General features: G+C 53.3%; 11 protein-coding genes. 5 read left to right on the forward strand and 6 right to left on the reverse strand.

The window, feature by feature from the left end; translation table 11 throughout:
* The first annotated feature begins 51 nt into the window (after window positions 1-51).
* Entirely contained in the window at window positions 52-762 is a 711-nt protein-coding gene (locus tag AC6I8T_RS03045; protein ID WP_208724737.1) for a GNAT family N-acetyltransferase, read from the forward strand.
* Here the strand turns inward: AC6I8T_RS03045 and AC6I8T_RS03050 are convergent.
* The 4 genes from AC6I8T_RS03050 to AC6I8T_RS03065 all read right to left on the reverse strand — a co-directional run bounded on the left by AC6I8T_RS03050 (window position 759) and on the right by AC6I8T_RS03065 (window position 6199).
* The gene (locus AC6I8T_RS03050; protein ID WP_208724738.1) at window positions 759-1229 is read right to left on the reverse strand and encodes a hypothetical protein; all 471 of its coding nucleotides are present in this window, start codon (window positions 1227-1229) and stop codon (window positions 759-761) included. The two genes, AC6I8T_RS03045 and AC6I8T_RS03050, sit on opposite strands and share 4 nt — an antisense overlap.
* Window positions 1230-1402: 173 nt before the next feature.
* Window positions 1403-3004: an APC family permease gene (locus AC6I8T_RS03055; protein WP_497833492.1), complete on the reverse strand. Its 1602-nt coding sequence runs from the start codon at window positions 3002-3004 to the stop codon at window positions 1403-1405.
* A gap of 292 nt (window positions 3005-3296) precedes the next feature.
* The gene (gene opgB, locus AC6I8T_RS03060) at window positions 3297-5594 is read right to left on the reverse strand and encodes a phosphatidylglycerol--membrane-oligosaccharide glycerophosphotransferase (protein ID WP_208724739.1); all 2298 of its coding nucleotides are present in this window, start codon (window positions 5592-5594) and stop codon (window positions 3297-3299) included.
* Window positions 5595-5809: 215 nt separating this feature from the next.
* Window positions 5810-6199 (reverse strand): tautomerase family protein, encoded by a 390-nt coding sequence (locus AC6I8T_RS03065; protein ID WP_021185799.1) that lies wholly within the window; start codon window positions 6197-6199, stop codon window positions 5810-5812.
* 120 nt (window positions 6200-6319) lie between these two features.
* Here AC6I8T_RS03065 and AC6I8T_RS03070 point away from each other — a divergent pair, with 120 nt between their 5' ends.
* Complete coding sequence (locus tag AC6I8T_RS03070) at window positions 6320-7243, forward strand: LysR family transcriptional regulator (RefSeq protein ID WP_497833493.1); 924 nt, start codon at window positions 6320-6322, stop codon at window positions 7241-7243.
* On the opposite strand, the gene AC6I8T_RS03075 is transcribed toward AC6I8T_RS03070, so the two are convergent.
* Window positions 7217-8236: a glycosyltransferase family 32 protein gene (locus AC6I8T_RS03075; RefSeq protein ID WP_208724740.1), complete on the reverse strand. Its 1020-nt coding sequence runs from the start codon at window positions 8234-8236 to the stop codon at window positions 7217-7219. The genes AC6I8T_RS03070 and AC6I8T_RS03075 overlap by 27 nt on opposite strands.
* A 401-nt stretch (window positions 8237-8637) precedes the next feature.
* Between AC6I8T_RS03075 and AC6I8T_RS03080 the strand changes: the two genes are divergently transcribed.
* On the forward strand, window positions 8638-9588 hold the full coding sequence (locus AC6I8T_RS03080; RefSeq protein ID WP_021185802.1) for a beta-propeller fold lactonase family protein: 951 nt from the start codon (window positions 8638-8640) through the stop codon (window positions 9586-9588).
* On the opposite strand, the gene AC6I8T_RS03085 is transcribed toward AC6I8T_RS03080, so the two are convergent.
* Entirely contained in the window at window positions 9581-10135 is a 555-nt protein-coding gene (locus tag AC6I8T_RS03085; RefSeq protein ID WP_021185803.1) for a histidine phosphatase family protein, read from the reverse strand. The two genes, AC6I8T_RS03080 and AC6I8T_RS03085, sit on opposite strands and share 8 nt — an antisense overlap.
* A 584-nt stretch (window positions 10136-10719) precedes the next feature.
* Between AC6I8T_RS03085 and AC6I8T_RS03090 the strand changes: the two genes are divergently transcribed.
* Window positions 10720-12114, forward strand: a complete 1395-nt coding sequence (locus tag AC6I8T_RS03090) for an MFS transporter (RefSeq protein ID WP_208724742.1) — start codon at window positions 10720-10722, stop codon at window positions 12112-12114.
* A gap of 53 nt (window positions 12115-12167) precedes the next feature.
* The gene (locus tag AC6I8T_RS03095) at window positions 12168-13190 is read left to right on the forward strand and encodes a LacI family DNA-binding transcriptional regulator (RefSeq protein ID WP_208724743.1); all 1023 of its coding nucleotides are present in this window, start codon (window positions 12168-12170) and stop codon (window positions 13188-13190) included.
* The last annotated feature ends 3 nt before the right edge of the window (window positions 13191-13193 follow it).

Genomic DNA, 13193 nt, shown 5'->3' on the forward strand with positions numbered 1-13193 from the left:
GCCAGCAAAGTGGCAAATTACCTCTACCCAATCCAACGGCAGGGAAACACGATGTCTCAGAACACCAATACCTGGGGGCAACCCGTGGGGTTTGCATTACCCGACTGGCAATCGCGTCCACGACCGGAATTTATCCCCTTTACCGGCGACTATTGCTTCCTCGAACCGCTCAGTGCCGAACGTCATGGTCGCGAACTCTATGCTGCCTATGCGCTGGCGGAAGATGGCCGGGACTGGACCTATATGTTTGCGCAACCCTTCAATGATGAAGCGGCCTATCTGGCGTATGCGCGGCAGATTGAGAATGGGCACGATCCCATGCATTTCGCGGTGATTGATAAAGAAAGCCGGCGTGCTGTCGGAACGCTGGCGTTGATGCGCATCGAACCTACGCATGGCGTGATGGAGATTGGACATGTGGCGTTTTCTCCGCTTTTAAAGCAAACGCGCATGGCAACCGAGGCCCATTATCTCCTGATGCGCTATGCCTTCGAACAACTTGGCTACCGCCGCTACGAGTGGAAATGTGACAGCTGCAATCAGCCATCACGTAATGCGGCACTGCGACTGGGGTTCCAGTTGGAAGGGATTTTCCGTCAGGCCATTGTCTACAAAGGCCGCAGCCGTGATACCTGCTGGTTTTCGATTATTGATAGCGAATGGCCGCAGGTAAAACTGGGCTTTGAACGCTGGTTGTCAGCGGATAACTTCGACGCCGGGGGAAGGCAGCGCTACCGACTGGAAGCGCTGCGTCAGGGCTAAGTGAGAAAGATATATTTGCTGGCGGCAAGCACGATGGCGCAGGTTGCTGCCATCATGACCCGCTTCAGCCATTGCAGCTCTTTCTTCATCCCGACAATGTCGAGATTCATGCCACTGATACGGGAATCCGTGTGATCAAAACGCGCTTCAAGTTTTTCGAAGCGCTTATCAACCCGGTCGAAACGTTGATCAACTTGTGCAAAACGCTTATCAACGTGTTCAAAGCGCTCATTCACGTTCTTTTCAAACTGGTCAATCCGATCTTCAAGGCGGTCAACGCGTGTTTGTAGAGCCTGTTGTCCTTTTACCACTCCCTCCATCGCCTGGGATAAATCGGCTTTGGTCAGTGAATGTTCCTGCTGCATTTCGGCGAAGATCTCGACCAGCACTTCTGCCTGGCGTTCGTCCACACCTGCCTGCTGCAACGATTTGTACGCTTTATGGGTATTCATCATCGTCAGTATCATCCCTGTTCTCCCTGAATGGTTTTCTCCTGGGGAGAAACCTGTCTGGGATGTGATAGTTGCGCCATGTGACAGTATGTATTTTGCGCGCTATCTCGAAAAAAATCAATTAGGACAACGAGTAACGAGATTTTCAGGGGCAGGCCGCCTGTGCCGTGGCACAGGCGGGTGGGGGATTAATTATGTGCGTATTTACCGCTAATTTTTTTGCCGGAAGTTGGGGTTTCATCCTCTTCATCGGTGATGGCGGGAACGGACAGGCTGGCTTTTACGCCCCAAAAGTAGCAGACCAGTGAAGCAACGATGGCGAGGATCATATCCAGTGGTGCACCAATCACACCGCTGCCGCCGTAGGTGCCGAGCATGGAAATCACCAGTACGGCGATGTAGTAGGCCAGTAGCCACCATGCGCACTGCAAATCCTGACGGAACTGGTTGTTTTTCTTGCCAAAAATGGCATAGCCAATCCAGGCGACAATCAGGATCGGGATGAGGATCTCATTCACTGACCAGCCACTCCAGTAGATCAGCAGAGTACTGGCAACAAAAGCCAGAGGACTGAGGATCGCGGCAATCGGTAAACGGAACGGGCGCTGCATATCTGGCAAGTGGTTACGGAACGCGCCCAGGGTTATTGGACCGGGCATATAGGTAAACACCGTTGCGGAGGTTACTGCACCAATCAAGCCACCCCATACCTGAAACTCTGATGGCAGCGTCCAGACGATCGCCAGCAGCAATGACAGCCACAATGCGCCACGAGGCACACCGGATTTCGCATCCACTTCACCAAACACCTTGAACAGATGGCCGTTGCGCGCCCACGCGAAAAGTACGCGTGCGGCCCCAGCCAGATAGATGTTACCGGTCCCGGCCGGTGAAATGACGGCGTCGATCAAGATCAGGTTAATTAACCAGGTAAGACCAAGGCTGCGTGCCAGGTCAGCATAGGGTGACTGGAATACCTGCTTCAGACCAGCCCAGCCGTGTTGCGACAGTAAATCTGTCGGCACTGCACCCATAAAGGCGTATTGTAGCGCCAGATAAATAACGAAACTGACGGCGATAGCGATACCAATCGCCAGCGGCACGTTGCGCTGTGGGTTTTTGGCTTCGCTGGCAAAATCCACCGCCTGACGAAAACCGAGGTAGGCAAACACGATCCCTGCGCCGGTCAGTGAACTGAACACGCCATGAGCTCCGCCCGGAGGTGCCGGTGGCACCTCAAGATTTGGCGCATGGAAGTAGAGCAGCAGGGTGACAATGGTCAGCAACGGCACGATAAATTTAAAGGTGGTAACAATGGTGTTAACGCGGCCAAAGAAACTGACGCTCCAGTAGTTAAGCAGGAAAAACACCACCAGCAGCCCAATCTGCACGGCAAAACCCAGTCCGGTCGGGCTGCCATCAGCATGTCCCAGCGCTGGCCACCAATAAATGGCGTACTGACGCACGGCTTCAACCTCCACCCCGGCCGTGCTGGTGTAGGCGAGCAGTGAACTCACGCCAATAACAAAACCGACGATATTGCCGTGTGAATAGTTGGGGTAGCGCACAAAGCCGCCCGCGCGCGGCAGCGCCGATGAAAGCTCGGCATACACCAGGCCAATCAGCAGCACGATCACTGCCCCTAATACCCACGCCCAGCCAGTATGGCTGCCCGCATAGCCGGAGCTGTTGAGTGCGGCATATAACCAGCCCGACCCAATCATCGATCCAATGCCAAGTAACGACAGATCGACCAGCCCTAATTTCTGTTTTAGCCCACTTGACGCCATAACATGCCCCTGTCTGATTATTAGATGTTGTGAGAGGGGAATAAAGCATATTGCGTGCCAGTAATATTTTACGGATGTGAAGGTTTAGCGATGAAATAAATATTCTGGCATCACCTGGAGAATGGGCGGTTCAGGTAAATGCCTGACATGGAAATAGGGGGTTCAATATATTCGGGAACTATCTGAACCTATGGATTCGCGGTGCAGGACGCACCGCGATGATCCGAAATATACATTATGCATGTAGTTGAAACATTATGTCATCCCTGCAACAGGAATGACATAATTCCCGTTAACCCTGCGGTTGTGGAATAATTTTAATATCCACCATGCCAATACCTAATTTACGGGGGTCCTGGCCGATGATATTTCCCACATTGGAGAGCTGGGGTTCCGGCGGGGCAATAATTAAATTATGGCTGCCGCCGGGATTGGTGAAATGCAGCGTGGTGGTCGATACATCGTCACCCAAGGTTAATTCCTGCTGCTGATCGCCAACGCGAACCGGAATTGGCCGATGCGCATTGGGGCCAAATGCACGGGCGGTGATCACCACATCAAAACTTCCCGGCAGCGGATCGACATATTCGATGTTCACTTCCGGTGCCAGATTGGCGTTGGACCAACGTCCCCACAGCTCCGGGCGCGAAATGCCGGTGAAGCTTTTCACGCTTTGCGGTGCACCGGGCACGTTGAGCATAAAGCTGTCAGCGCTATAGCGAATGGCGTTGTCTTCAATACGGATCTGCTGCTCATTGTGCTGATATTGCGCATCGCTGAGGGTGGTTAGCGGGAAGATCGCTTTTCCCTTCCACACCGGTTTATCAATACGCGTAACCGTTGGCTGACCGCCCATCTGCCCCATTGCGAGACAGAGGTCGCTGGAAAGTGCCAGATCAGGCTGCCACAGGCGCGCCATCTTAAAGCAGCGATCCACCCAGACGAACTTCTCCGCAGCGGTAAAGTCTGCCAGCTGATAACGCAGCGGCGCGGAATACTCACCTTCTGGCAGCGGTTCCACGCGTTTATCGCCCACGCGGAACAGAATCGGCAGCTTGAAGGTGGTACCTGAGAAGCTGAAAGTGTTCTTCTGCTGGTCGATGGTGAAGGCATCGAGCTTGCTGGGGAAATTCCACAGCTGGATGATATCCGGTTTCCATGACAACACCTTCTGCGTCATGTTATCAAACTGCGCGGAAAGCGAAGGGGAACTGAGGCCGCTGCGGCCAAGGCCAATGGCTTTATCGCCACCGAGAATATCCAACACGGTGGCACCGTTATCCAGCGTGCTGCGCTTGCCATCCAGCACCTTCGCTTCAGGCTGATCGCCACGGATCACCATAAACAGGTCATGGCGTGGTTGCTGGATCAGATATTGATGCGCGGTGTTATTCATCGCCAGGTGATCGGACGTCACCACAATGATGGTGTTTTTAAACCACGGCGAGGCTTTAATACGTTCAATCAGTCGCGCCACATGTTCCTGAGAGCAGGCCACCGCACTGAATGACTGATTTGGTTTGCCATCATAGCTGTAGCTTTTATGTTGGCAGGTACGGGAAATAAAACCGTCCGGGTGGTGGGTATCGACGGTGAGGGTAAAGAGCGCAAAGCGTTTCTGCTGCCGCGACAGTTCCTCATACTTCTTAAACACTTCATCCATCACGGTATCATCGTAATAACCCCAGTTGTTGCGATAGTCAGGGTCAGCCACGCGATCTTTCAGTTCCTGCGCACCGTACATATGTGCCGGGTCAAAACCATGCGATTTCAGGAAGGTATCTTTACCGGCAAAGCGCAGGTCGGCACCCTGAATAAACCAGTTCTCGTAGCCGGAATTCTTCAGGATATCGCCGAGACAGATATTTTGTGGGAAGAAGCTGGACAGTGCGGCCGACGCATTGTCCTGGAACGGAGCAAACAGCGGAATCCCACATTGTGAGCCGACCATACCGGCGATGGTGTAATCCGTGCCGGGCAGTTGTTCGGTGTTGCTGAAATCCAGGCTTTGATCTTTTTCACGACTCAGCTCGGGTGCCAGGCCGGGGAACGTTTTTTCGTTAAAGTAGGTTCGCTCCAGACTTTCGCCATAGATATAGACCAGGTTGAGCTTTGGCTCGCTAATCACCGATTTTGGCGTCTTGTAGTAAGTCTCGAAATCGGAATCCGCCAGTCGATTATGGGAAGCAATTAAATCCTTCACCTGACGAAATGCCGGAGTGGTTTGCACTGAGCCCGCAGCACAGGCAATAGCCAACAGACTCCAGCCAAGATGGTGTTTCTGTTTGCGACGACGTAGCAGCCATGTGAGCAGACAGAACAGGAGAAATAAGGCAATGATGATACCGATCGCCGGCACCACGTATTTGCTGACGCCCGCACCGGTCAGGCTGTTAGTCAGGGTATAGAGCACCGCGTCATTAATCCCGTCGCCAGTAAAATAGTTGCTGGCAAACAGCGTGATGTTGAGCACGATGAACAGGGTAAGAAGAAGCAAAATCACACCAAACCAGAACTTATTACGTCCGGCTTTGTGGGAATAGACTGCAATCGCAGCTAAAAAAAGTACAACCGATAATACTTCGGACAAGGTCGGATCCTCAGGCTGATTGAATACGCAATCCGTGCGTAACCACCCTCTTTGGGGGTTTTTGCGTCAATCTATATTGGCTGTCACATGTCTGCAACACGACCAGTCAGATTTGTGCGGCTGATTTGACTTTGTTTAAAGCGGGTTTAGGCAGGCTATGGTTTGCACTGGCAGCAATCAAAGATCGCTGCCAGATAAGGGGGAAGAGAAGAGGATCAGAGTTTGCCGGTCAGGTACTGCGCTTCGCCATCGGCAAAGCTCCAGTCACCTTTATTATTGGTAATAAAACTGATCATCAGGTCATTGCCCTGCACGCCACAGTTTTCCTGTAACTCGCGTGCTAACTCTGCCATGAAGAGCGTTTTCTGTTCTTCACTTCTCGGGCTGGTGTAGACCCGTACCATCACCAGATTGTCACTGCGCTCAAAACCGAGGCCGGTATCCTGAAAAACCATCTGGTATCTTTTGTTTTCGTGAACAATCTGATAACGATCGCGGGGTGGGACTTTAAAAGCAGTCAGAACGGCGCGATGAGCCGCATCCAGCAGAGTACGTAATTCTGATTCAGAACGGCCCTGAATCACGTCAAATTGCAGTAACGGCATAAATAAACCCTCGTTTTTGCTCACATGGAAAGAGTAGGATGTGGTGCTATGCTGCCGTGTACCGTTGCAAAGAAAAAGCGCGCTGCCTGAAATGATTATTTATTATTTTGAACAATCATCATGAAAGAGATTAAAACCGATGCACTTTGGGTGCACCTGCACTGGCTGACCGTACTGGCTGAGTTGGGGAGCTTTACCCGTGCGGCTGAACGGCTGGACGTCAGTAAGGCGGCGATGAGTCAAAAGATTAAAGAGCTGGAAGAGATGGCGGGCGTCGCGCTGGTGCAACGCACCACCCGCAGCGTACGCCTGACATCTGCCGGAGAAAAGCTGGTGGATGAGCTGCGAGATCCCTTTGCGCGTATTGAGCAGAGTTTTTTCAGCGTGCGTGATGAGGCGGGCCCGGTACGCGGCATGGTTCGTGTCAGCGCCCCCGTAGCCTTTGCCCGGCAGCAATTGGTGCCGATTATCGGCGATTTTTTGCGTGAATATCCGCAGGTGCGTATCCAACTGGATGTGACCGACCGCTTAGTCTCGCTCGGCAGTGAGGGTTTTGATTTGGCGATTCGTCACAGCCAGCAGTTGCCGGAAACGCATGTCGCATTGCCGCTGTGTGAAACCCAGACCTTATTGGTGGCGTCCCCCGCTTACCTGGCGGAGCAGGGTACACCACAAACCCCACAGGCATTGCAGCAGCATAATTGCCTGTACTATCCGCGCGGGCTGGAGTCACCACAGTGGCGTTTCCGTCAACTGAACGACGCCAGCGAAACGGTGCTGGTCAGAATCCAGGGGAATTTTGCCACCAACAATAGCGAATCGATTCGCGATGCGGCGTTGCAGGGGCTGGGCATTGCTATGCTGCCAGATTTCAGCGCCAGCGCGGCGCTGGCGGCGGGTACGTTACAACGGGTTTTACCGCAATGGCAGTCGGTGGACGCCTTCGCCGATCGTTTATGGGTGGTGCGCCCTTTTGCGGCCCAGGTGCCACGGGCGGTCACCACCTTTATTCACTGGCTACGCGCGCGCTTTGTTGATGGCTGAGGGCGACACCAGCGCAACCGGTGCATGGGGTTGCATCATTTGTCCCAGCAGGCTGGTGCGATTGTAGTTGCCAAGGCGCAGGTTGAAGTCGAGATGCTGACGTTCATTACCGCTTAATTTAATCACCGGTGGCGGGGTGTGCGGGCGCTGCTGAAATAACACCGATTTAGCAAACGCCGCGCTATTCCAGCCGCTCAGGCGTTGATAAAAGTAGGCATTCGCTTCGCCCTTGCGCAGATAGATATTCGCCCGGCGATATTCACGCATCGCCGCCTGTTGCGCCAGGGAGCAAAGTTGCTGCTCTGGCTCGGCAATTTTTTGCGCCAGCAGGGTAAAATCATCGCGCTTATTCAATTCACTGAAGAAACGTTGCGCCCCAAGATGTTTAATCGGCGCGTACTGCTTCTGCCATTCGCGGATAAAAGGATTATTGGGGCTGGCGGCGAGAAACCAGTTTTCCATCACCGGCGACAGGTAATTCATGGTTGAGACTTCGCAATAAAAACCAATCACATCCATAGGACGTTCCTGATGCACACGATGTACCCAGGCGAGATCTTCAAACAGCAGGGTGCTGCAATCAATGGCGATGCCGCCGTAGCGTAATAATAATTCCAACCGAATGGCATCACTTTTTTGTTTCAGCGTTAATTCTGGTGAAGTGAAGATAAAATCGGGCAAGACTTCTTTTACCGTCTGACGATTTAACAAATGCACCTGATGATCGGGATTATCCTGGCGGATTTTTTGAATATTTAACGCCATTGATTTCGGTAAATATTCATCGTCCCAATACATCCAGACTATTTTAGGGATATCTGCCAACTCTTTTTCGGCAGAAATCAACACCACGTTATCCTCTTCGCTCGGATCGTATTCCGGAGCGACAAGGCTATTTTGCTGCTTTTTTTGCAGTAACATCTGGCCGGTAAAAGCAATTTTCTGCCAGTTGTGCCACAGCATACGGGCAGTTTGGAGGCGTTTTTTTGTCATGGTGCACCTGATTATTGTGATTATCGCGGTTGGGGATTCCCTGATGCTGGCGCGTGGGCGCGCTCTTGTTTCCTCACGGCTGTGTGTAAAAGACTACCCTTGCTTAATAAAACATTCCTGCGCGCGAGACCATCATTTTCTTTATCTTTCAGATAAACCGGAAAATGAATGAGCCACTCAAGTTAAAATTATCATTAAATAATTTTGGTAATCGGTGTTTGTTTAATTAAGTATGGATAAGACTATTCCTAATAAAATAGAATTTCGCTGTGGTTTGATGCGGGCAGGATTAAAAAACGTGAGTCAAATGATGGGTTAACCGTACTGGATTTTTCACTGGCCTACCCAACGCTGATCCGCGTTAGCTACGCTTAAAGGACGTTGTTAAAAAAGGAGACGCTATGCAGCCTGATAACCGCGGATTACTGGCAGTCGATAAACAGGGCAATCGCGTGTTGTTTCTCAACCCGGACACTTTTGCAGTGCAACAGGAACTGAATGCCTTTCCACCCCGGCCACATGAGTTGTTGATGCTGCCGCAGTGGGAGAAAGCCTATGTCCCGATTTATGGTGATGGCATCCACGGCGATAATCCCCATCCGGGCCACAAAATCGCGGTGATTAATCTGCGTCAGCGGGTGATCAGTGGTTTTATCGATGTTACGCCCTTGCAGGCGCCACACAGCGGGCAACTGGGGCGCGACGGTAAAGTGTATCTCTGCTGCGAAAACAGCGCCACCGTGGCGGTGATTGATCCGCTTACCGATCGGCTGGAGAAAACCATTCCCCTGCCGTCACATAACGCCCACCGGCTGGCACTGTCACCCAGTGGGCGCAAGTTGTTCACTGAAAACGAAGAAGATGCCAGCATTACGGTGGTTGATCTTTGTGAGGCTGAAGGGCGGGTTATCGACACCATTCTGATGCCAGGACCGATTGCCGGTATCGCCGCCTCGCCAAAACATCCTTATCTGGTCGCCAGCGCGGCCGATGCCCCCTTACTTTATGTGGTGGATCGTCAGAGTCATCGCATTCGCCAGCGGTTACGTTTAGCGGGTCATCAGCAACCTTGTCAGGTCGTTCGTTTCAGCGCTGACGGCGAGCGTCTGGTGGCGATTGGCGATCATGAGGCAGTGATTACGCTGTTCGACGATCTTCTCAATCCCTTGGGTGATATCGCCGTGGGTGATAAACCGATGGATGGCTGTTTCAGTGATGACAAACGCACGTTGTTGATTGCCAATGAAGGCGAGGGGTCGTTGAGCGTGATCGATTTGGCGCAGTTGAGGGTGGTTGCCACGCCGCAGGTTGGGACGGGTTGTGAGGTGCTGAGTTATTTCACCCTCAAATAAAGGGGCGATGATAAATGGCGCTACTCCAGTGGCGGCTGCTGGCGTGTTTTTCTGCCTGCCAGCCGCGCTTGCGCAGTTCGCGTGCAATCAGTTTGTTCATAATGCCGTGGCCAACCAGCAGCACGGTGCCACGGTTTGATAGCAAAATCAGTTTGTCGGCAGCCTGTTGGGCGCGCTGGCGCGCATGCTGCACCGATTCCACATGCCCGGAATAGCCACATAGCCACAACAGGCGCAGCAGCGCCAACCAGACATTGAGCGGCAAATGTAGCCTTGCGTAGGGCAAGAGCGGCATTGCCACTTCGCTGAAGACTTCATCCACTGCATGTGGCTGTAGCCCCAGGCGTGTCAGTGAGGATCGGGCACGCGGTAACGGGCTGGAGGCGATGACACTGGCCTGGCTGGCGATCGCCATGCTGCGAGGTGGTGGTGAATCACAGATATCCGCCTGGTCGTAACCTTCACACCAGTCAGCCAGCGCTCGCGCCGTAAAGCGCCCGCTCACCGGATGGTTGGGTTTGCCATGTCGCATAAGAATGATGGTCATAACGCCTCGCAATGAATTTCTCCAGTGTAATGCAGCCGGTTGGCAACCTGGGAGAGTGGCAAGATTTCAGACAAATTCTCATCTGTCATCAAAACTTAACTGAATTATGCGACAAGTGGCGCGATGCAGGTTCAATCGCCACTTTGCTAATGATAAGCAGAAATCGTCAGTCTGGTGCATTTTTGACGTTTTTTTGCGCGCTCGCATTGCATTGTAATGTCATGAATTGACGCCATTTTTATCGATAATCCCTGAGAAATAGTAAAGATAAATTAATTGTTTTTACTGAAATCACTTGATTTATCTACGCGCGTAGATAGACTAATTACACAGTGATAGCTCACGGTGCCAAAGACGAAGTTGGCCTTGAGATGACGAAGTTACATTTGCCTTGTTAATGCGATCGGTGAAAAAAACATCGGCGAAGTCTGGCAAATCAGAGAATTCCAACACCAGGGAATCCTTTATTGACCTTGCATCCAGGTTTGCCCACTAAACGTCGCCACCGGGGCGTTCCGCTTGTTGCAAGGGAACCAGACCACGGAAGGGCGTTTGCTCGATCCTCATCTATCAGGGAAATGGTTATGACGGTACATCACTCCGTTTCGCAACAACGCGCACTGTCTTCTTCTTCGGCCGCCGATGCGCGGCTCGAAACTTCCTCTGGCCGCAAAGATTTCTGGCGCGCCACCTTATCCTGCTGGTTGGGTACGGCAATGGAGTATGCGGATTTCGCGCTCTATGGCCTTGCTGCCGGCATCATTTTTGGCGATGTATTCTTCCCCGAAGCCAGTCCGACGATGGCGCTGCTCTCCAGTTTTGCCACCTGGTCGGTAGGCTTTATTGCCCGTCCGATTGGCGCGCTCCTGTTCGGCTGGATTGGCGATCGTAAAGGCCGCAAGGTGGTGATGATCACCACCATCATTTTGATGGGTGCCTCTACCACGCTGATTGGTTTAATCCCCTCCTACGCCAGCATTGGTTTGTGGGCACCCGCCTGCCTGGTCCTGTTGCGCTTTACCCAGGGGTTAGGGGCGGGGGCTGAGTTGTCTGGCGGTACGGTGATGCTGGGCGAGTATGCACCGGTGCAACGTCGTGGCCTGGTCTCGTCGGTGATTGCGCTCGGTTCCAACAGCGGTACGCTGATCGCGTCACTGGTCTGGCTGGCGGTGGTGCAGATGGACCAGCAAAGCCTGCTTGCCTGGGGCTGGCGCATTCCGTTCCTCAGTAGCGTGCTGATTGCGCTGGTGGCGTTGTGGCTTCGTCGCCATCTGCGCGAAACCCCGGTATTCGAACGCCAGCAGGCGGAGCTGAAAGCGGAACGTGACGCGAGCCTCGCCATCCATGCCGCACCCACCGATACCCGCAGTTTCTGGCAGCGTAGCCGTGCCTTCTGGACCATGGTTGGCCTGCGTATTGGCGAAAATGGACCATCGTATCTGGCGCAAGGTTTTATCGTGGGTTATGTGGCGAAAGTGCTGATGGTGGACAAATCGGTGCCCACCACTGCGGTTTTTATCGCCTCGATTCTGGGTTTCCTGATCATTCCTTTGGCCGGCTGGCTCTCTGACCGCTTTGGCCGCCGCATTACCTACCGTGGTTTCTGTCTGTTGCTGATGTTCTACGCCTGGCCTGCGTTCCACCTGCTCGATAGCCGTGACCCGGCCATTGTTATTCCAGTGATGGTGGTGGGGATGGCGCTGGCGTCACTCGGTATCTTTGGCGTACAGGCGGCGTGGGGCGTTGAGTTGTTCGGTGTGAAGCATCGTTACACCAAAATGGCGGTGGCAAAAGAGCTGGGGTCTATCCTTTCAGGAGGTACTGCGCCATTGGTGGCTGCGGCGCTGCTGTCGTTTACCGGCCACTGGTGGGCGATTGCTATCTACTTTAGCGCCATGGCAACCATTGGGTTTCTGACCACCTTTGTGGCACCGGAGACGCGCGGGCGTGACCTCAATCTGCCGGATGATGCGATCTGACGTGCATCTGCCGCTACGGTTGGGTGCCAGGAACAGAATTCGAGGTAAAAGTATTGGCTAAATCGTCGTCCGGAAATGTCACGCGTAGTGACGTCGCCAAAGCCGCAGGCACCTCTGTGGCGGTGGTGAGTTACGTCATCAACAACGGACCTCGCCCGGTGGCAGAAGCTACACGTCAGCGGGTGCTGGAGGCGATCAAACAAACCGGCTACCGGCCAAATGCCGTGGCGCGTGCGCTGGCATCGGGCAGCACCAAAACCTTTGGCTTGATTGTGCCCAATATTGCCAACCCGTTTGTCGCATCGATGGCGCATCTGTTGTTACAGGAGTCGCTAAACCACGGGCACGTCATGTTGCTGGGCGATGCTGGTGATGATCGTCAGCGCGAGCTGGAGTTGATTCAGGGACTGCTGAATCGTCAGGTCGACGGCCTGTTTTATAACAGCGTCGATCGCCACCCTTATATCGATGTGATCAAAGCCAGTGGGACACCGTTTGTCATGCTCGATCGCGTTGAGCCACAACCCGGCGTCAGCATGCTGCGGGTGAATGAGCGCGAAGCGGCACGTCAGGTGACAGCGCATCTGCTCAGTCACGGTTATCAGCAGGTTGGGATGATCAGTGGTCCACTGGAAATGTTGAATACGCAGGATCGTATTCAGGGCTGGCGTGATGCGCAGGCCGAGTATGGCTTGCAGGTGGATGAGGCGTTGATCTTCCCCACCAGTTATACGCGACAGGGCGGCTACGATGCCGCATGGCGGATGATGAACAGCAACCGGGTGCCGCGTGCGCTTTTTGCCAGCAATGAAGGGCAGGCGATTGGCTGCATTCGTGCCTTTGCTGAATCTGGCTTACGCGTGCCGCACGATGTTGCGTTGGTCTGTTTTAACGGTACTGAGCAGTCGGCCTTTCATGTGCCGACGCTGACAACAGTACGCCAGCCGCTGCGTGAAATGGCGCAGCGCGCAATTGCCATGCTAAAAAACTGGGATGGCGAGGCGGAGCTGGCGGAATTTCCTCACCATCTGGAGATCGGTGAGTCCTGTGGTTGCCAACTAACCAGCCGAAAATAAATA

Source organism: Pantoea sp. X-Soil-OKNW-556 (assembly GCF_059730695.1).

What these genes read in the sequence shown, in the direction of transcription:
- AC6I8T_RS03045 (WP_208724737.1), top strand. Translation starts at nt 52, where the DNA reads ATGTCTCAGAACACCAATACCTGGGGGCAACCCGTGGGGTTTGCATTA.
- AC6I8T_RS03050 (WP_208724738.1), bottom strand. Translation starts at nt 1,229, where the DNA reads ATGATACTGACGATGATGAATACCCATAAAGCGTACAAATCGTTGCAG.
- AC6I8T_RS03055 (WP_497833492.1), bottom strand. Translation starts at nt 3,004, where the DNA reads ATGGCGTCAAGTGGGCTAAAACAGAAATTAGGGCTGGTCGATCTGTCG.
- AC6I8T_RS03065 (WP_021185799.1), bottom strand. Translation starts at nt 6,199, where the DNA reads ATGCCGTTACTGCAATTTGACGTGATTCAGGGCCGTTCTGAATCAGAA.
- AC6I8T_RS03070 (WP_497833493.1), top strand. Translation starts at nt 6,320, where the DNA reads ATGAAAGAGATTAAAACCGATGCACTTTGGGTGCACCTGCACTGGCTG.
- AC6I8T_RS03075 (WP_208724740.1), bottom strand. Translation starts at nt 8,236, where the DNA reads ATGACAAAAAAACGCCTCCAAACTGCCCGTATGCTGTGGCACAACTGG.
- AC6I8T_RS03080 (WP_021185802.1), top strand. Translation starts at nt 8,638, where the DNA reads ATGCAGCCTGATAACCGCGGATTACTGGCAGTCGATAAACAGGGCAAT.
- AC6I8T_RS03085 (WP_021185803.1), bottom strand. Translation starts at nt 10,135, where the DNA reads ATGACCATCATTCTTATGCGACATGGCAAACCCAACCATCCGGTGAGC.
- AC6I8T_RS03090 (WP_208724742.1), top strand. Translation starts at nt 10,720, where the DNA reads ATGACGGTACATCACTCCGTTTCGCAACAACGCGCACTGTCTTCTTCT.